The 18116-nt window shown below is 56.6% G+C and carries 18 protein-coding genes and 1 pseudogene; 14 read left to right on the top strand and 5 right to left on the bottom strand.

Features of this window, described 5'->3' with window-relative positions; translation table 11 throughout:
* The first annotated feature begins 19 nt into the window (after nucleotides 1-19).
* From BANAN_RS00295 to BANAN_RS00280, 4 genes are all read left to right on the top strand, one after another.
* The gene (locus BANAN_RS00295) at nucleotides 20-1576 is read left to right on the top strand and encodes a sugar ABC transporter ATP-binding protein (RefSeq protein WP_014697001.1); all 1557 of its coding nucleotides are present in this window, start codon (nucleotides 20-22) and stop codon (nucleotides 1574-1576) included.
* The gene (gene mmsB / locus BANAN_RS00290; RefSeq protein ID WP_014697000.1) at nucleotides 1573-2814 is read left to right on the top strand and encodes a multiple monosaccharide ABC transporter permease; all 1242 of its coding nucleotides are present in this window, start codon (nucleotides 1573-1575) and stop codon (nucleotides 2812-2814) included. Before BANAN_RS00295 ends, mmsB begins: the two co-directional genes overlap by 4 nt.
* A 179-nt stretch (nucleotides 2815-2993) precedes the next feature.
* A complete protein-coding gene (locus BANAN_RS00285; protein WP_014696999.1) occupies nucleotides 2994-3224 on the top strand; it encodes a hypothetical protein in 231 nt (76 codons plus the stop codon).
* Nucleotides 3225-3382: 158 nt separating this feature from the next.
* Entirely contained in the window at nucleotides 3383-3730 is a 348-nt protein-coding gene (locus BANAN_RS00280) for a hypothetical protein (RefSeq protein WP_014696998.1), read from the top strand.
* A 73-nt stretch (nucleotides 3731-3803) separates the two neighbouring features.
* Here BANAN_RS00280 and BANAN_RS00275 read toward each other — a convergent pair whose 3' ends face one another.
* Nucleotides 3804-4916 (bottom strand): LacI family DNA-binding transcriptional regulator, encoded by a 1113-nt coding sequence (locus tag BANAN_RS00275; RefSeq protein ID WP_041777072.1) that lies wholly within the window; start codon nucleotides 4914-4916, stop codon nucleotides 3804-3806.
* Nucleotides 4917-5058: 142 nt separating this feature from the next.
* Here BANAN_RS00275 and BANAN_RS00270 point away from each other — a divergent pair, with 142 nt between their 5' ends.
* From BANAN_RS00270 to BANAN_RS00245, 6 genes and pseudogenes are all read left to right on the top strand, one after another.
* Nucleotides 5059-5688, top strand: coding sequence for a carbonic anhydrase (locus tag BANAN_RS00270; protein ID WP_014696996.1), 630 nt, complete (start codon nucleotides 5059-5061; stop codon nucleotides 5686-5688).
* A gap of 291 nt (nucleotides 5689-5979) precedes the next feature.
* Complete coding sequence (locus BANAN_RS00265) at nucleotides 5980-7335, top strand: hemolysin family protein (RefSeq protein ID WP_014696995.1); 1356 nt, start codon at nucleotides 5980-5982, stop codon at nucleotides 7333-7335.
* A 124-nt stretch (nucleotides 7336-7459) separates the two neighbouring features.
* Complete coding sequence (locus tag BANAN_RS00260; RefSeq protein ID WP_014696994.1) at nucleotides 7460-7942, top strand: Dps family protein; 483 nt, start codon at nucleotides 7460-7462, stop codon at nucleotides 7940-7942.
* A 129-nt stretch (nucleotides 7943-8071) separates the two neighbouring features.
* Nucleotides 8072-8884 (top strand): aminoglycoside 3'-phosphotransferase, encoded by an 813-nt coding sequence (locus tag BANAN_RS08020; RefSeq protein ID WP_014696993.1) that lies wholly within the window; start codon nucleotides 8072-8074, stop codon nucleotides 8882-8884.
* 213 nt (nucleotides 8885-9097) lie between these two features.
* A pseudogene (locus BANAN_RS08015) lies at nucleotides 9098-9376 on the top strand (beta-glucosidase); the annotation flags it as partial.
* A 95-nt stretch (nucleotides 9377-9471) separates the two neighbouring features.
* Nucleotides 9472-9705 (top strand): hypothetical protein, encoded by a 234-nt coding sequence (locus BANAN_RS00245; protein ID WP_014696991.1) that lies wholly within the window; start codon nucleotides 9472-9474, stop codon nucleotides 9703-9705.
* 516 nt (nucleotides 9706-10221) lie between these two features.
* Here BANAN_RS00245 and BANAN_RS08675 read toward each other — a convergent pair.
* Nucleotides 10222-11430 (bottom strand): Fic family protein, encoded by a 1209-nt coding sequence (locus BANAN_RS08675; RefSeq protein WP_121764940.1) that lies wholly within the window; start codon nucleotides 11428-11430, stop codon nucleotides 10222-10224.
* A gap of 464 nt (nucleotides 11431-11894) precedes the next feature.
* Here BANAN_RS08675 and BANAN_RS00235 point away from each other — a divergent pair, with 464 nt between their 5' ends.
* Nucleotides 11895-12539, top strand: coding sequence for an HD domain-containing protein (locus BANAN_RS00235; RefSeq protein ID WP_014696989.1), 645 nt, complete (start codon nucleotides 11895-11897; stop codon nucleotides 12537-12539).
* 282 nt (nucleotides 12540-12821) lie between these two features.
* Here the strand turns inward: BANAN_RS00235 and BANAN_RS00230 are convergent, their stop codons facing one another.
* Entirely contained in the window at nucleotides 12822-13025 is a 204-nt protein-coding gene (locus BANAN_RS00230) for a hypothetical protein (protein ID WP_014696988.1), read from the bottom strand.
* A gap of 179 nt (nucleotides 13026-13204) precedes the next feature.
* Between BANAN_RS00230 and BANAN_RS00225 the strand changes: the two genes are divergently transcribed.
* Both BANAN_RS00225 and BANAN_RS00220 read left to right on the top strand, forming a co-directional pair.
* Nucleotides 13205-13927, top strand: coding sequence for a hypothetical protein (locus BANAN_RS00225; protein ID WP_014696987.1), 723 nt, complete (start codon nucleotides 13205-13207; stop codon nucleotides 13925-13927).
* Nucleotides 13920-14123 carry a hypothetical protein gene (locus tag BANAN_RS00220; protein WP_014696986.1) on the top strand — a complete coding sequence of 68 codons (204 nt, stop codon included), beginning with the start codon at nucleotides 13920-13922 and terminating at the stop codon, nucleotides 14121-14123. The genes BANAN_RS00225 and BANAN_RS00220 overlap by 8 nt, the downstream gene beginning before the upstream one ends.
* Before the next feature lie 37 nt (nucleotides 14124-14160).
* Here BANAN_RS00220 and BANAN_RS00215 read toward each other — a convergent pair whose 3' ends face one another.
* Entirely contained in the window at nucleotides 14161-14739 is a 579-nt protein-coding gene (locus tag BANAN_RS00215; RefSeq protein WP_148266771.1) for a hypothetical protein, read from the bottom strand.
* A 492-nt stretch (nucleotides 14740-15231) separates the two neighbouring features.
* On the opposite strand from BANAN_RS00215, the gene BANAN_RS00210 reads away from it, so the two are divergent.
* Nucleotides 15232-15669 carry a hypothetical protein gene (locus BANAN_RS00210; RefSeq protein ID WP_148266770.1) on the top strand — a complete coding sequence of 146 codons (438 nt, stop codon included), beginning with the start codon at nucleotides 15232-15234 and terminating at the stop codon, nucleotides 15667-15669.
* Between the two features lie 289 nt (nucleotides 15670-15958).
* Here BANAN_RS00210 and BANAN_RS00205 read toward each other — a convergent pair whose 3' ends face one another.
* Nucleotides 15959-18112 (bottom strand): DUF2075 domain-containing protein, encoded by a 2154-nt coding sequence (locus BANAN_RS00205; protein WP_041776919.1) that lies wholly within the window; start codon nucleotides 18110-18112, stop codon nucleotides 15959-15961.
* Between the last annotated feature and the right edge of the window lie 4 nt (nucleotides 18113-18116).

The following is an 18116-nucleotide window of genomic DNA, read 5'->3' as shown; positions in this document are numbered from 1 at the left end:
CGTGCGGAAGGAGCAGGTCATGCCACATAACGACACGATTCTGACGATGAACAACATCGTCAAGACGTTCGGCCCGGTCAAGGCGCTGTCGGGCGTGGATCTGACGGTGGGGCGCGGCGAGATCCACGCGATCTGCGGCGAGAACGGAGCCGGAAAATCCACACTGATGAACGTGCTGTCCGGCGTCTACCCCTACGGGTCCTATTCCGGAACGATCACCTACAACGGCAAGGAGTGCAAGTACAAGACCATCAACGATTCCGAAGCCGACGGCATCGTCATCATCCACCAGGAACTCGCGCTGAGCCCGTTCCTGTCGATCGCGGAGAACATCTTCATCGGCAACGAACAGGCTACCCACGGCATGATCGACTGGGACGAGACGCGTGCGAAGGCCAAGGCGCTGCTGGAGAAGGTCGGTCTGCCCGAAGATCCGGACACGAAGATCATGGACATCGGCGTGGGCAAGCAGCAGCTCGTCGAAATCGCGAAAGCGTTGTCGAAGGACGTCAAGCTGCTGATCCTCGACGAACCCACCGCGGCCTTGAACGACGAGGATTCGGCGCATCTGTTGAATCTGGTGCGCCAACTGCGCGACGAGCAAGGCGTCACGAGCATCATCATCAGCCACAAGCTCAACGAGATCGCCGACATTGCCGACAACGTGACGATCATTCGCGACGGGGCGACGGTCGGTGAGATGTTCATCACGCCGGAGACCCCGCTCGACCAGGACGAGCTGATCAGGAAGATGGTCGGCAGGTCCCTCACGAATCTGTACCCATACCACGAGTCGAACGCCGGCGGCGAGGAATATCTGCGCATCGAGGACTGGACGGTGCATCACCCGCTCGACCAGAACCGCGTCATCGTCGACCATGCGAACATCAACGTGCATTCGGGAGAGATCGTGGGCCTGGCGGGACTCATGGGCGCAGGCCGCACCGAGCTCGCGATGAGCGTGTTCGGCAAGTCGTACGGATCGCGAATCTCCGGCAAGGTGTTCGTCAAAGGCAAGGAGGTGCATCTGCCGAACGTGCAGGCGGCGATCGATGCCGGGCTGGCGTACGCTACGGAAGACCGCAAGGTCTACGGCCTCAATCTGCTGCAGAACATTCGTGAGAACGCGGCACTCGCCTCGCTGGGCAAGATGAGCTCGCACGGGATCATGGACGAGAACGGCGAACGCACCGAAGTGGAGGAGTACCGCAACGACTTCCACATCAAGTGCAGCAACATCGACGTCAATGTCGGCACCCTGTCGGGCGGCAACCAGCAGAAGGTCGTGCTCGCGAAATGGGTGATCTCGAATCCCGACATCCTGATCCTCGACGAGCCCACCCGCGGCATCGACGTCGGCGCCAAATACGAGATCTACGAAATCATCAACAAGCTCGCCGATGAAGGCAAGGCGATCATCGTGATCTCGTCGGAGCTGCCGGAACTGATCGGCATCTGCGACCGCATCTACACCGTGAGCCAGGGAGTGGTCACCGACAACGTGAACAAGAACGGCTTCACACAGGAATACCTGATGAAAGGCATGACGAAAGAGAAGGAGGTTGTTGCATCATGACCACCGCAAATGCAACGCCAGCACCGGCAAAGGCGCCGGCACCGAAGAAGGATGCGAAGGGCAATGGCGTCCTGAGCACATTGGCCAACAATTCAAAGCAATACGGCATCGTGGGCGCGCTGATCGTCATCGTGCTCGTGTTCCAGTTCCTCACCGATGGCGTCCTGTTGAAGCCGAACAGCTTCGTCTCTCTGATCCAGCAGAACGCCTACGTGATCATTCTGGCAATCGGCATGGTCATGGTCATCATCGCCACCCATATCGATTTGTCCGTCGGTTCGATTGTCGCCTTTGTGGGCGGTGTCTGCGCGATATTGATGGAACGACAAGGCGTCAACTGGATGCTGGCCATTCTCATCTCGCTTCTCGTCGGATTGGTCATCGGCTGCTGGCAGGGCTTCTGGGTGGCGTACGTCGGCATCCCGGGCTTCATCACCACACTGGCGGGCATGCTCATCTTCCGTGGCCTCGCAACGGTCATCGTCGGCGAATCCGTTCCGGTCACCTCCCCGGAATTCCGCGGCATCGCACGTAACTACCTGCCGAACATCCTCGGCTGGTGGGGTCCATTCGACGGATTGACCATAGTCGTCGGCATCATCTGCATCGCGCTGTATGCGTGGAGCTTGCTGCGTCGGCGTGCCAAGGTCGCCAAGGCCGGCCTCAATCCCGAACCGATGGCGCTGACCGTCACGAAGATCGTCATCGCGACGCTGCTGATCGGCTTCGTCACCTACCTGCTGGCACTGTCGGGCAACGCGACCCAAGGCGGCATTCCCATCATGCTCGTCATTCTTGCGGTGCTCGTGTTCATCTACAACTTCATTCTGACGAAGACGGTGTTCGGGCGTCATGTCTATGCCGTGGGCGGCAACCGCAAGGCGGCCATCCTCTCAGGCATCAACACGAAGCGCGTCGATTTCACACTCTTCGTGCATATGGGCTTCCTTTCGGCAGTGGCAGCCGTCTGCGTGCTCTCCCGCCTCGCCTCGGCAACCGCACAAGCCGGCATGGAGTTCGAGATGGATGCGATCGCAGCCTGCTTCATCGGCGGCACGGCAGTCACCGGCGGCGTCGGCACCATTCCCGGCGCAGTGGTTGGCGCACTCGTCATGGGCGTCATCAACCAGGGCCTGTCGATCATGGGCGTCGACACCGCAATCGTCAAGACGATCAAAGGCCTCGTGCTCCTCGGTGCGGTTGCCGTCGACATCATGACGAAGCGCAAGAAGAGCTGATGCCCATTCGGGTGGGTGCCGGTAAATCATTCCGGCCCCACCCAAACCAACCAAATCCCTCTTTCCTTCCCTCCTCTCCATCATCAGGGTCGCTTGCCATCAATCTGTCGGTCGGTGGCAGGCGACCCTCCTTCCCGAAAACAGCAACACTTCACCGCAACCCAACTGCGAGGAGCACCATGAAAATCGATTCCGCGGCACGAGCCCGACTCTATGCCCTCACTGCAATCGCCTGCGCAATCTGGCTCGTCCAAACGTGCGTGGAGGCCAACGCGGCAGGCGACCTGTTCAGCTGGTCGAACATCCTCTTCAGCATCTGCCTCATTGTGGTCACCGGGTATTGCGGCGTCAACGCGGTGCTCGGCTGGAACACGAAATCCGACCCCTCAGACCAGGCCTCATCCAAATAACCAAGCCGGTTCCGGAAGACCGTCGTCGTAGGCACGCCTGCCGCCATCCGGGTTACACCTGCGGCGGAAGTCACCCGGCATGCGATGTGCACACGTTTACGATGTCGTGTGAACATATTGAGTCACGCGCACATTGCGCACCAATGAAAGGAACCCGCATGGCGGAAACCACCGAAGACATGACCCGCACCGGCGAAGCGCTGTACCAGTGGTACCAGGTGCTGTTCGACAACAAGCAGATCGCGGATTTCCAAGACAATCTCGACGCCCTGCGCGGTCTTTCCGAGATGAGCGACACCGACAACAACCGCGATGAACTGCTCGTCGCCGCCTCCCGCATCGGCCTGCCCGAGGTCACCGTAAACACGCTCGGCGAATGGGTGAACGCCGACCGTGTGAAGTCCGACACGTTCCCGGCCGACAAGGGCTTCTTCGCCGACGACACCCGCGAACTCATGCGCACCGATCTGCATGTGTTCGAAGCGGGCAACGATCTGGCAAACTGATCCACGATCCTCTCACGTGTGGGTGGTCATGCACAGCCGTGCATGACCACCTTCGTATTTCGCAGATCATCCCTCACCTGCGCGGCGCCGCACGCACGGACTGCCGCACAATCAGGTCCGCCGACACCAGTCCCACACCATGCTGTGAGTTCGGGTAACCCGGCTCGGCCTCCTCCCCCATGAGGAACAGCGCCTCCTTCATGGCCATCGTGCCCAGGTCGTCGAAATCCTGCCTCACCGTGGTCAGCGGCGGGTACAGATTGCTCATGCCGGGCATGTCGTCGAACCCGGTCACGCTCATATCGTCGGGCACACGCACGCCGTGCTCGAGCAATGCGCGGATCACACCGATCGCCATAACGTCGTTCGAACATACCGCGCAAGTGGGCAGGCGGCCGCCGTTCGAACCGATGTTGTCGAGAATATGGTTCATACGCCGGTAGGCGTCGGCGGATTCCCAATCGCCGCACTGCACCGTCACCGAATTCACGTTGTTCTGCGCACACAGCTTGTTCCATGCCATCAGGCGCGTGCTGGCATCGCGCCACTGCCCCGGCCCCGCGAAGAACAGCACGTTGCGGTGCCCGTACTTGCGTATGAGCCGCATCACCGACGCCATGCCGACCCACTGGTCTATGCCCACCAACGAGACACGCCTGCGCTGGCGTGCGTTGAACATGCGCAGGCCCTCGCTCACACTCACACCGCCGTGCGACGAGGTGATGATCACGCACGGCTGGCTCACCTGCGACTTGCAGGCCACCTTGAACATCTCGTCAGTGGGCGTCAGGAAGATGAACGCGTCGACGCCCTGCTGCATGAACATGCCGCACAGATCGTCGAATTCCCGCTGCGTGCACTCGGCCTCATGCACCATGGCCACCGAAACGAACATGCCATGAGCGCGGGCGGTCGCCTCAATGGACGCCAATGCGCTCACCGGGCCGTAGAAACGCTGGCCACCGGCGATCATGCCAACCGTGCGCGTGCGGTTCGACGCCAGTGAGCGCGCGGAATTGCTGGGGTGATAGCCGAGTTCGGCAATGGCATGCTCCACCTTCGCGCGAGTCGCCTCCGCCACGTTGGGGGAATGGTTGATCACGCGTGACACGGTCTGGTGACTCACGCCGGCGAGTTTCGCCACCTCGAAAATGGAGGGCCTCCTCGCCCCCCTATGCTCTGCCATCGCCACCTCCGCTCGCGAACACATCACCAACTGTATTCAAGAGATTCTATGATGTACCGTAACCCATGCGAACATCGAGGCGATAAGGGGAATCATGACCGATAGCACTCAGGAGACCACCGCGAACAGCACATGGAGCCGTATGCTCGCCGGCAACCGACGCTTCGCCGAAGGCAAGGCGGAGCACCCGTGGCAAGACAAGGAGACGCGCGAGTCGCTCATCGACACACAGAACCCCGATGCCGCCGTGCTGAGCTGCTCGGATTCGCGCGTGCCTCCCGAGATCATCTTCGATGCGGGTCTCGGTGACATGTTCACGGTGCGCACCGCCGGCGAGATGCTCGATCAGGCCGTGCTGCAGACGCTCGAATACGCGGTCTCATCGCTGCACGTGAGTCTGCTCGTTGTGCTCTCGCACCAGCATTGCGCCGCAGTCGCGCAGGCGGAGAAGGAACTCGATGCGCTCACCGAGCACCTCACCCACGAGATCACCGACGCACAGGAGAAGGAACGGATCATGGAGGATCTCGACGAGGTGATTGCATCGTCGTCGAGCGAATTCCTGAAGAACATAGGCATCTCCGTATGGCAGGCCCGCATGGCCGGCCTTGATTCGCGTGACGATTACGAGCAGGTGCACATTGCGCACACGATCGAACAGCTCGTCACGAGTTCCGAGGTGATTCGCGACGCGCTCGCCCATGAACGGCTCATGATCGTGGGCGCCCGCTACCGTCTTGACACTGGCCTGGTAGAGGTGCTGAGCTTCTGACTCACTGAAAAGTGAACAAGCTGATGGGAGCCTGCCACTGCTGCGCTAGCCTGCGTATCTCCGATTGTTAGGTGGGCGCCTGGGGCAATATGTGCAACCCAAACCCTTTTATTAGGCAATAATTCGAGCACTTGTTTAATAAAAAGGCTTTTTGCAGTCGATACGCTAAAGAGCCCCACCTCACAATCGGAAATACGGAAATAGCGGCTGCCGTACCAGAATGTGCCATTCGCTCGCGATCTCTTCACGTTGGCGAACACATTGGCGTGCCAATGACATACGCTTGAGGCTATGTCACTTGGTTTGAACATTCTGCTCATTTTCGTCTTCCTGCTGCTTGGTTCCGTGTTCGCCGGCACCGAGCTCGCGCTCGTCTCGCTGCGCGGTTCGCAGATCGACCAGATGGAACAGGAGGATGCCCGAGGCAAGCGCGTGGCGAAGATCGCCCGTGACCCGAACACGTTCCTGTCCACCGTGCAGATCGGTGTCACGCTCTCCGGCTTCCTCTCCGCCTCCTTCGGCGAATCGTCGATCTCGCCGTTCATTGTGCCGGTAGTGGAAGGCTGGGGCGTGCCAAGCAATGTGGCCGCACCGCTCACCACCATTGTGCTCACGCTCGTCATCTCGTACTGCTCGATTGTGATTTCCGAGATGGTGCCGAAGCGCATCGCCATGCAGCGCAATGAACAGATCGCCCGCGCCGTCGTGCCGGCGATCAGCGCGTTTGCGAAGGTGTGCCGGCCGATCATCTGGCTCATTGGCAAGAACACGAATGGCATTGTGCGACTGCTCGGCTTCGACCCGAACGAGACGGAGTCCGAGGTCTCGGACGAGGAGCTGCGCGTGCTGGTGAGCTCGAACACGAATCTCACCAAAGACGAACGCACGATTCTCGACGACGTGTTCGACGCCTCGGAGACCATTGTCGCCGAGGTCATGCGCCCGCGTGCCGATGTGGTCTTCCTCGACGGCGACACCCCGCTGGCGGACGCCGCGGCCCAGGTGCGCGAGCTGCCGTACTCGCGTTACCCGGTGATTGGCAAGTCGTTCGACGACGTGCTCGGATTCGTGCATGTGCGCGACCTGCTCGACGTTCGCGACCCGGATGCGAAGACGGTGGCCGATGTCACGCGCGAGGGCATTTCACTGCCGGGCACGTCGAAACTGCTACCGAGCCTGTCGCTGCTGCGCAAACGCGGCATTCATCTGGCTGTGGTGATTGATGAATACGGCGGCACCGACGGCATTGTCACGCTTGAAGACATGACCGAGGAGCTCGTCGGCGACATTCGCGACGAGTATGATCTGCCGGAGGACACCCCGAAAGACAAGCTGCCCACCGACGTGTTCGTGGACGGCGTCGCCACCATCGACGGCGGCATGACCATCGAGGACTTCGCCGATCTCACCGGCATCGAGCTCGAGGACGGCCCGTATGAGACGGTCGCCGGCTACTTCCTCGCGCATTCCGGCAAGATGGGCGAGGTGGGCGACCATCTCGTGGTGGATGACGCGTATACAATGACGATCACGAAGGTGGACGGTCGTCGCATCGAGACGATCAAGGTGCGCAAGGGCACGGCGAACGGCGACACGGAGACCCCGGACGATCAGCAGGCCGTGGGCCCGGAGCATTCCGACAAGTAGACAACCGTCGTGAGAGCCACGTCACATTAGGCTATCAGCTCATGCTCATGTGTTGCCGGGTTCACGTACGTAAGCTCGAATAAGAGCCTGCAGAACGTAGGCGATTTCGTGAAAGGACGTGCATATGGCATTGTCATTCATTATTCCAGGCCTCGACGAGGTGGCTTCGGAGAAGATCATCGGCATTCTCCAGGAGCGTCTGAGCCAGGAGCAGGAGGCGGCGCTCGTGCTCAAGCATGCGCATTGGAATGTGGCCGGCCCGAACTTCATCGCCGTGCATGAGATGCTCGACCCGCAGGTCGACGAGGTGCTCGCGATGGCCGACGAGACGGCTGAGCGCATCGCCGCACTCGGCGGTTCCCCGAGCGGCCGTCCGGACGACATCGTGCGCTTCCGCACGTGGGACAAGTTCGAGCTTGAGGGGCGCCAGAACACGCTCGACTACCTGCGCGCGCTCGACAAGTACTACGATTCGTTCATCAAGGCCGACCGCACCGCGATCAAGGAACTTGACGACCTCGATGTGATCAGCTCGAACATCGTGCAGGACCATGTGCTCAAGCTTGAGCAGTTCCAGTGGTTCATGCGCTCGTTCCTCATCGACTAGACCGGTTGCCCAACAGGCTTCCAGATGCGCGCAGGCCCTCGTCTCCGAGCTCGGAGCGGGGGCCTGCGCGTGTACTTATCCGCCTGCATTCCGGTGACTCCGACACCCACCGACCCATTTCGAAAGCATATGCAACGCACACCAATCGAGAGCATTCCCAATCTGCCGGCCCAACTGCAGCAATACACGGCAGGGTATCGACTATACGACAGCAGCTCCTCCCCCGAGGCGCGCGTCTACGCACTCTCGGACGGCTCCCGCGAAAACGCCCGCCCCGATCTATTCCTCAAAACCGCGGCAGCCGGCACGCTCGCCCACGAAGCGCGCATGAATGAGGTGTTCCACATGCTCGGCATCGGCCCGGAAGTGCTCGAATACCTGCCCGGAAGCGAATCGCAGGCGGATTGGCTGCTCACACGCGCGGTTCGCGGCGAAGACTGCACCGCGGAACGCCATCTCGCCAACCCGCAGCGGCTATGCGACACATTGGCCACCTTGTTGAGGCAACTCCACGAGCTGCCGCGCACCAAACATGAGCAGGTCGCAGCGCTCGCCATTCCCGATGTGCTCGCAGACTATCTCGCCAACGCCGAACACGGCATGCATACCGGACGCTTCGACGCGCAATTCTGCAGACTTTCGCAGAGTGACGCGCGGCGGGTCATTGCCGAGGGGGCTGGGACACTGCATTCGGACGCGCTGATTCACGGCGACTACTGTCTGCCGAATATCATGCTCGATGACTGGCGTCTCTCCGGTTTCATCGATCTCGACCATGCCGGGTTCTCAGACCGTCACATCGACATATTCTGGGGAATCTGGACATTGCAATTCAATCTGCATACCGACGCATATCGCAATCGATTCCTCGATGTGTACGGGCGTGATCGCGTGGATCAGGGCAAGCTCGAATTGATTGGCGCAATCGAAAGCTTCGGCTAAGCAACAGACACATCCAAGCGAAATGCATGTCGAACGAAATCGACGAATGTATCTAAGCATTTCACCGTTATTCACCCCTTGCAGGGCGACAATGCGCGCATTTACGATATTTTTATTTGCGAAGCTCGTCTTCGTTCATTCTTATGCCCGCATTACGCAATGCCGCGCATGTGCACATAGCTGCCCCTCCCCGACGCGCACGAAAGGAGTCGAATGCCCCACGCATCCCCGCACCACACGACACCAGCACACGAACTGTCACTTGAGAAGAGGGCGGCACTCACTTCGGGCGCGGATGCGTGGCACTTGAACGGGCTCAGCAAGAGCACTTCGTATATAATCACCGATGGTCCGCATGGGTTGCGCAAAGCCATGGAAAACACGTCGATGGACATTGAGCATTCCATTCCCGCCACATGCTTCCCTCCGGCAGCGGGCATGGCAAGCAGCTGGAACCCGGGACTCGTGCGCGAGGTCGGCGTGGCGATCGGCAATTTCAATCCGCTCGCCCAGCGCACGACATAGGCCCGTGTCGGGCGGTCATAGAGGAACATATTCCCGGCGCGCACTTCCTGTACCAGCAGGACTTGAGCGCGCTCGAACAGATCAGCAAATACTCGGCGTTCCCGTTCTTCTACTCCAATCTCACGAGGTCGCTGCGCATGACCGACGAACGGTTCATGACGCACACGCGCACGGCGGTGAGCATTGCCGATCCCGCCAATCGCATCGACTTCTACGCCACGTTCCTGTGCGACAACCGGCGGCTCGCCCTGCTGATCCAGCAATATCTGGCGCAGCATTGGCCGCGGGAGCAGTGAGCGGAGGCGTCGGTGTTCCTTCCGCGGCATAGTCTGCGGAAATCTCCGTAAAATATGTCATTCACAGACTTCCCCACGGCATAGTTCACGGAACCTTCCGCACATTCGACCACAACAGTGCCCAGTCACGGCATAGTTTTTGGAAGCATCCGCAAGATAGACCGCTCACAGACCCATCCGCGGCTCAATTCACGGAACCTTCCGCAAACCATGCCGCAAACCACGCTCTACGCAGCGTAATTCACGGAAGTTTCCGTGAGATATGCCATCTGCAGACCATTCCGCGGCACAGTTTTCGGAAGCATCTGCATATTCGACCACAGCGGCACCCACCGACGGCACAGACTACGGAAGCATCCGTAAAATATGCCGCTTTGACCGGCACGCGGACAGCAAGCAGTCTTCCCCTCTCTTTATTTGCGTAAAAAGAGTCAAATAGACGCACTCAGATGTCCCTTTTTACGCAGGAAAGGCTGCAGGCAGTGGGTGCATCTCTCACGGAGGTGAGCGGGATTATTACCGGCGCAGCGAAGCCGCATAGTCGTCGAGCACGTCAAGGATGCCGCGATGCTCCCACACGACATTGCGTTTGGCAGTGTTGCGAGGAACGAGAACTCCGGCATCGGCGAGCGCATGCAGAGCACGCTCGGCCTGCGGTTTGGATAATCCGACAGTTGAGCGCAAGTATTGCGAATTGATCACCGGTTGCGCAATCAAATGCGGCAACACTCTCCACACGGCCGCATCCCTGCGTGTGCCTCGCAAAGCGGTTCTAACGGCCTCGATCTGCCCATCGAGCCGATCGATCAGATTAATACCGCTCTGCGCAGCAAACAGGCTCGCCTCGGCGAACACTGAGATCAGAGGAGCCGCATTCCCCTTACGAAATGCGGTAAGCGCGTCGAAATATGTGTCCGTAGCGCGGAGAAGACCTGCGGAAACCGGCGGTACGACATGCGCAGTGAGTCCTTTGTTTCGCAGCACGGCGTGGATGAGCGCTCGACCGGTTCGACCGTTGCCATCGGCGAATGGATGGATCGTCTCGAATTGCGCATGGGCCAGTGCGGACTGCACGAGCACGGGAATGTCGTCACGGCGAAGGAACGCGAGCAGATCGTCGATCGCCGGCTGCACGAGCTCCGGTTGCGGCGCCACGAATGAAGCCCCTCGCGGCGAATGCGAGCTAGTCCCCACCCACACAAGCTGCTCACGGAATCTGCCAGCATATTCGTCCCAACCAGGCTGTGCGCTCAGCAATGCTTTGTGCATGCGCAGCAGATTCTCCCGCGTCATGTCTCCGCTGAATTCGAGCGCAGATTCCATTGCCCGCACATTGCCTATGACAATCTGCGCATTGTGACTGCCTCCCTCGTCAAGGAGTTCCAATGCCAGATTCTTCGCACCAACGGTGAGATGCTCGATCTGGGAGGACGACGTGGCCTCGGTGCGCAGCAGAACCGCGCTCATTGGGCCCAGCGACTGCACCCGTTCGCCGAGTCTCCACAATGCGTATGAATCAAATCTGGCCAACGCCTGACTCGCTTCGTCAATTGCAGATCCCAACTCCGACGGCAGATTGATGTCAAGCTCGCCCAAAGCAATAGGGACAGCCGATTCATATGCCCCATTGCCCTTCATGCGCTGCGAACGGGAAACATACACGTCATCGGCGATATGCCACATGTGCTCCTCATGCTTAAGTGCTGGGATATGCCATTCGACCATGTCGGCACCTTTCTACGCTCGAGAAGTGTAGCTATGGATAATTATAGCTACAGATAATCCGATATCTGTAGCTATGGGAAAACTTGGCGACAGATATCACAGCGGTTTGGGCGTGCGACAGGAAAAATCCAGCGGGGTGAAATCGGACGACGAGCGGCAGCGGAGAAATCACCAGCACAGCACCCGACAAGCGCACCAGATCTGCGTAAAAAGAGTCAAAACCATGCCTTCAACTGACCCTTTTTACGCAAGCGGGGGCTGCACACGGAAGGAGGCATGCACAGAAAGAGGAGACGCACACAGTTTCCCCGAAAACCAACACTCCATCAGCCTAACGGAAGCAGCAGCATAATGCTCACGTTGCCTACCCATCAATACCTGATATGACATTGACAGCGCAAGTTTGGCAGGTAAGGTGAGATGCGCATACCGATACAACCGCGCGGCAGTCACGGGAGGACGCGATGGATAGCAGATTGATTGGCGACGCCCATGAATTCATCAAACATGTCTTCGCGAACGATCACAGCGGCCACGACTATTTCCACTCACTGCGCGTATGGCGACTAGCCACGAGGATCGCGCGTCAGGAGAACGCCGATCTCGAAACGGTCCAGCTGGCTGCTTTGTTGCATGATGTCGACGACATTAAACTGTCACCTGACACTCATGAGCACCAGAAGCGCACGAACGACTTTCTGCGCAGTCACGGCGTGCCAGAGAACAGGACGCGAGCAATCTGCGAGATAATCAGCGAAGTGTCGTTTGCCGGCACCGACTCTGTGATTCCCTCCACGGTCGAGGGGCAATGCGTGCAGGACGCTGATCGGCTCGATGCGCTGGGAGCCATAGGTATAGCCCGAACCTTCGCCTACGGAGGCAATCATGGACGTCCGATGCATGATCCAGACATCGCACCTACGCCTGACATGGCTGCAGAGGAATACCACAACCATCTTTCCACGTCGATCAATCATTTCCACGAGAAACTGTTCCTGCTCACCGACCTGATGAACACACAAACAGCCAAAAACATCGCCATGGAACGGGAACGCTATATGCGCGAGTATGTTGCGCGGTTCCTTGACGAGTGGGACGGGGTGCGATAGTGCGTCAGGTCTCGGCCTCCAAGCCCATCGCATGATGTGGGGCGGCGAATGGCAACGGCGATATCACCGTCGAGCCAGCCGACGATCTCGGTCGCTCTTTCTCTGCATCTTTGCGTAAAAAGAGTCAAATAGACGCCCTCAGATGTCCCTTTTTACGCAGGAAAGGCTGCAGATAATGGATATCTGTAGCTATGGGAGATTCTGGCTACAGATATCTCACTGGCAAAACCGGAGCACCATCATGTCGGGCTGCGCGAAGCAGTCGGCGGCATTAGCGGTGAATCACTTAGGATTGCCGTCAAACCCGCACATCAGCGTACCGGACTCATCGGTGAGAGCACCCGATTCGTCAAGAATGGGCGTATCGAGCACGGATTTGATGGACATGGCAAGCGATGCGCACGCGGCGACCGACCGCTTGGCTTGCTGGTCGAACTGCGCGTAATCCTCACCCTGAGCGGCGATAATCTCGTCGAGATTGCGCAACGTTCATCCTATTGTGCATATGTTGCTCATATCTAGGTAATTCCACTTTTCTGCAAGACTTAACGAATATTCTTGCATACAAGCATCAGACGAAGCGGGAATGGTCATGATCGGTAATCGATATGGCGGAGCGGGTCTCATGCATCTCGTGGAAAACGAAACATGAAAGGGGGGCCATCATGCACGACAATGATAACCAGATGAACCACACAAGGCAACATGAAAGCGATAGGGGCACTAATGCCCTGCTCATAGTTCTTATCACATTGGTAGGAATACTACTGCTCGCAGTTATCATTGTCGGAACGCTAATAATTTTGCGTCCACATACCACGAGCACAGCTTCCCAATCCCCACAGGCTGGCCAGAGCCAGAAAACTGACGAGCAACCGGATAAAGCTCAACAGATCATTGAAAAAGCGGAGAGCCGATGCGGCGTGCTAGCAGACCACAGGGGTACCATCTCTGTCGCCTATTTCCCGGCTCTTGACAACGACAAGAAGACACAGGGTGAATGCTTGGTCAACATGATGCCTGAATCGGCATACCAGCAATTCCAAGACGACCGTCAGAAAGCCATGAGGGACTGCGGTACCACCTATTACGGATCGGAGACCATCGACGGCATACAATATTCGTGGTTCTCTGCCTGTAGCACCAGCGCTCTGGATGTAGGCAGCAATATCGAGTACAAAATGGCGGATACTGCAGCAAATTCTTCATACCGCGATTCGACCAGTTCACCACGGGAAGACATTGACGAGGAAGGCTCAACCGGGCTGATATCTGATATCGAAGAGAGGTGCGGAGCTTCGGTCATTGAGGGGAATCGCGTGAAAGTCTCCTGGGACCAAGTCCATGAAGGAATTGAGCAAGGTGAGATCATGGTGGTGTGTGATTGATTTCTTCACCGACGACGTGAGACTTCCATATAAGGCAGACCATGAGCGAGCGGCACAGTACTATCAGGGAAACAAGAAGCCGGTTACTGGTTACAAGGTCTGCAATGGCTACAAATACTCATGGGAAATCTGGAAATCAGACGACTCTGACAGCCCCGCGATTAAGCGCACCGCCATTGAGATTGAAAAGATATAGCACCACATAGTCTGACGGTGAGGAAAGGCGAGTCAAGCTACTGACTCACATGAGCTGAAAGCGAGTCGACATACCTGTAATAGCGGGTGCGCACCGCGAAGTATGCGGGGTACAGCGCGGAAAGAAACGCCGCGAAAAAGTACGCATAGGAGTAGATGCGCGCGGTATTCCAGAACGGTTCCGGAAACAAAGGGCGGCCATAGGCCCAATCAGGCAGCACCCAAAGCACAACCGCGGACAGTCCTAAGAGCAGCACGGAAGTGACGACAATCGTGGCGCGGCGGGAGTCGGCGGATTCGCGAGCATCGAGGCAGGCGAGCAGAAGACGGTAGATGGAATAAGCAAAGACGATCCAGAGCAGGATTGACCCGAGACAAAAGATGAGCGAACGCACATGCTCCCCGGGAGTGTCAGGGCACCGATCCATGAATGAACAACCTGGCGGAATATCCGGGGCATTGTCGGTGACCGCCCACCACATGAAAAGCGCCAGAAAAAGAACCACCGGAACGTCAAGCAGGAAGATGACGCCGAGCAGCCATGTAATCCAAGCTGGTGGTCGGCGGAAACAACACTGGCTTGCCGGTTTTGGGATTGGAGATGATTGGTGGGTCAATATACTCCTCGCCTTGGGTCCTGTTTTGCGCTCAATTGTAGAGTAAGTGTGGGTCGACTACAGAAAAAGATAAAGACATAGAAGACTTTACCGTGGCTCAGTAATCCCTAACGCCATGATTAGGAAGGGAAAAACCAACACTAAGGCAAGTTCGACACCTAGCTCGGTCGCCCCTGCTTAATCCGCACTGCCGCCCTCCTCCGGGCATCATATACATCCTCGTCGCTGATTCTGGCAATCTTTGCCAGCCTGTTAACACACTTCCGCATATATCACGCTTTCTCTCATGCTCTTTTCACTTGCCCCGATCCCTTTCAATACCTCAGAGTGAACATGTTCGGCAACACAATACATTCCTACGTCTTTGCCACCGTTTTGATTTACGAACTGCTTGAGTTATGTCACCCACTACTCTGATGGAAAACAGGTCAGGAGGCAGAGAAAATGGGCATCATCCGAGTTCGCAAGAATTGTGGATACAAAGGGTATCGTATGAGCAAGAATGCCGCTCGCGCGCATCGGAGGGGTGAGAAGCCAGAGTCACAATGGACAAGAGAAACCATGCTCAGCAAAATTAAAAGGACCATAGAGTCGGAAGGCCTTCCCCTGAGCCAGATTCAATGGTCCAATCTTCAAAGACTCCCACAGAAAGCTATGTTTGACAATCTGTTCGAGACTACAGGCACATATCGCACTGGAGCGGCTGCCAGTACAACATTGTTCTATAACCTGAATCGCGTGGCACTGCGTCAGCTCATTAAGGAGGGGGTGCAATTCCTACCCGATTACGTGATTCTAGTGATTCATGACATGCAGCTCGTCGAATTCGACAACGCGCAGCAGATGAACGCCTACTACAAAAAACACAGCTACCAAAGCGAAGATATCAGCCTCGAGATATACGCGAAGAAAATGATCTGCATCAAATAGCGCAGGGCACCATTAAGGATGGGGACAGGGAGCATGCGCAGGAGAGACCCCGACAACAGAGGGATGTACATTTCCATGCGCACGACCGAAAGTCGGAGGACGGGGCGGTGCGGGAAAGTTGGATCCCGCCCTACCAACGGGGTCCAACTTTCCCGCACCGCCCCACATTCCCGGCATCAAATCAACAACTCACACATGTATTCTAATTCTCTCCTTATGCAATATAGGAGAGAACTCAAAATACATAAATACTAACAAAATTTTTATATATAATTTAATATATCGTCAATCATTCCTCTTTGCACTGCTTCTTCAACTCCTCCCTTAACGCTGGGTCAAACGCGAAGATGTACAGGCCATGCACGCCGCGGGTCATGAGCACATTGAACTCATTCCGCAAGTTCTCCATAGCATAGCTGCGCTTGCCGTCGCGCTTTTCAATGGCTTTCTTGCTTTTGCTTGCTTCAGGATGGAACTCAACTCGTTGAGTCTTGGGGTTAAATCTCACAGAGGGCCCCAGAATTACGCCTGCGTAGTTCAAATCAAAGCCTTGGATCGTGAATGTCGAGCCGATTTCGGCAATGGTATGAGGCTTCTCAGCCCACGCAAGATCGTTGAATTTCTCGACGGCTTTTTCCTCTTCGGTATCAGCAAGCTGGTAATTCCAAGGATAGAAGAAATAGTCGTCGTCATTAGCATTCATACCGCGATCATGATTCGGAGAGGCTCCCATACGCCATTCGCCATGTTCGCGATGCATTTCGACGCCCCATTGGCCGCCGAAATCCTGCATGTCAGGATTCTCGCCAGCGTCCTTATAAGCCCAGTCATACGTTGCCAGCACACGAGACAATCCTTTATTTTGACTGGACTCCTCTTGCAATCCAGCCTTTTCCCGAATCGTGCGCATGAGCGCCGCCGGTGAATCGAACACTTGCAGATCATACGGTTTGTAGATCCACTTTGGCTCACCGCGCTTACCCGCGCGTGGATTGAGCTTGCCTTCGTCCTTTGTCAATGGACCGATTTTCCCATGCTGAGTCAGCTGTTCCAGCCAATGCACCGTTGAATCGTTGGCCGCGATTCTGAATTGATGTTGCAATTGAATACGACCATAGCGAATCGGCAGATCGTTCATATCTCCTTCAGCAAACTCCATATCACGATGCCGTTGCTCCGAGGATGGATCATACTTGGGGAAGAATCGGGCCACATCTTCATCCGACCAACGCTGACGACTCTCCAGAATCTGCCCGGGATCGAAAATCGCCACTACGACCTTGGCGCGCCGCAGAATATCTGCAAGCATATTGGATCCGCTATAACCTTGATTTCCTTGGGTATGGAGCAAGTGGGCCTCATCGATCAACACGATATCGGCCTTCCCTTCCGGAATATAGTGTTTCTTCCCATTGGAGCCAATGACTCGTTCGACTTTGCCCTTCGCATGCTTGGAAAACCGTTTAATGAACTGCGACGGCCGCATCACCACCTGGTCATCTTTTTTCTGCAATCCCAGTTTGGTGGCAATTTGGTTGTACACATGCAGTTGCTCATTATGGTTGACAAGGATATATGCAGACGGGCGCTGCACCTCAGGAATCGAATTCTCCGCATCCTCTTCGATTATCTCGTCCTGCACACCTTCAGTCATGATTCGATAGAACAGATGACTTAACAGCACCGTCTTTCCTGTACCGGCCGCCCCGCCTACCCATATGAGAGTCGGCATCTGCGCATCTGTGTCAGTCTCCGACTCTCTCGATTGCACAGCAAGCAATGTCTCCAGAATCACATGTTCCGCACCCTTCTGATCTCCACTCAATTCATGGAATGGCGAGGCTTTGAACAACGCGGAATCCCGAATAATCTGCTCAGCAGGGAACAGCGATGGATCCTGCCGATGAAGACCTAACCAAATATCATGGAATATTACATCAAATTTTTCGTACGTATAATACTTGCCCTGCGCATTGGTGCGCCGATTATTTATTCTGTTGACCGAGTCAACGCTTGACATGTAATGCATCAGCTTATTCTCAACGTCAAGCGTAAGCGATTTATTGAAGAATTCACTGCCAATCACATATTGCTGGGCATCGTCACGTTCCGCAAATTCTTGCCAGTCACCGCGTTTCTTCGCATCCCCAATAAGATGTTGCCGAGTCCGCGAAACAATGTCATTTGTCTCGCCAACGTACACGATGTACCGAGTTTCAGAAGAGTCTTTCCTCTGCTTGACATCCTCGGCATGCACGATGTAAACGACCGGATACTGCTCAAGATACTCTCTGGCATGCTGTTCCACCACCGAATCAGCAGGAATGGATTGCTTCAACTGGCTCTCGATAATGGAATGTAGCGTCTCCTCATCCAGCTCGCCTGGACGTGCGGGAATATGCACGATGTATGTGCTGCGCGACGACGTTGTAGGCATACTCATACTG

This window comes from Bifidobacterium animalis subsp. animalis ATCC 25527 (genome assembly GCF_000260715.1).
Lineage (GTDB): Bacteria > Actinomycetota > Actinomycetes > Actinomycetales > Bifidobacteriaceae > Bifidobacterium > Bifidobacterium animalis.
Note: the sequence above shows the minus strand (reverse complement) of the source record. Positions and strands in the feature narration are given on the sequence as shown.

Coding starts and splice junctions, on each gene's coding strand:
- BANAN_RS00295 (WP_014697001.1), top strand. CDS start 20: ATGCCACATAACGACACGATTCTGACGATGAACAACATCGTCAAGACG.
- mmsB (WP_014697000.1), top strand. CDS start 1,573: ATGACCACCGCAAATGCAACGCCAGCACCGGCAAAGGCGCCGGCACCG.
- BANAN_RS00285 (WP_014696999.1), top strand. CDS start 2,994: ATGAAAATCGATTCCGCGGCACGAGCCCGACTCTATGCCCTCACTGCA.
- BANAN_RS00280 (WP_014696998.1), top strand. CDS start 3,383: ATGGCGGAAACCACCGAAGACATGACCCGCACCGGCGAAGCGCTGTAC.
- BANAN_RS00275 (WP_041777072.1), bottom strand. CDS start 4,916: ATGGCAGAGCATAGGGGGGCGAGGAGGCCCTCCATTTTCGAGGTGGCG.
- BANAN_RS00270 (WP_014696996.1), top strand. CDS start 5,059: ATGCTCGCCGGCAACCGACGCTTCGCCGAAGGCAAGGCGGAGCACCCG.
- BANAN_RS00265 (WP_014696995.1), top strand. CDS start 5,980: ATGTCACTTGGTTTGAACATTCTGCTCATTTTCGTCTTCCTGCTGCTT.
- BANAN_RS00260 (WP_014696994.1), top strand. CDS start 7,460: ATGGCATTGTCATTCATTATTCCAGGCCTCGACGAGGTGGCTTCGGAG.
- BANAN_RS08020 (WP_014696993.1), top strand. CDS start 8,072: ATGCAACGCACACCAATCGAGAGCATTCCCAATCTGCCGGCCCAACTG.
- BANAN_RS08675 (WP_121764940.1), bottom strand. CDS start 11,430: ATGGTCGAATGGCATATCCCAGCACTTAAGCATGAGGAGCACATGTGG.
- BANAN_RS00235 (WP_014696989.1), top strand. CDS start 11,895: ATGGATAGCAGATTGATTGGCGACGCCCATGAATTCATCAAACATGTC.
- BANAN_RS00225 (WP_014696987.1), top strand. CDS start 13,205: ATGCACGACAATGATAACCAGATGAACCACACAAGGCAACATGAAAGC.
- BANAN_RS00210 (WP_148266770.1), top strand. CDS start 15,232: ATGAGCAAGAATGCCGCTCGCGCGCATCGGAGGGGTGAGAAGCCAGAG.
- BANAN_RS00205 (WP_041776919.1), bottom strand. CDS start 18,112: ATGAGTATGCCTACAACGTCGTCGCGCAGCACATACATCGTGCATATT.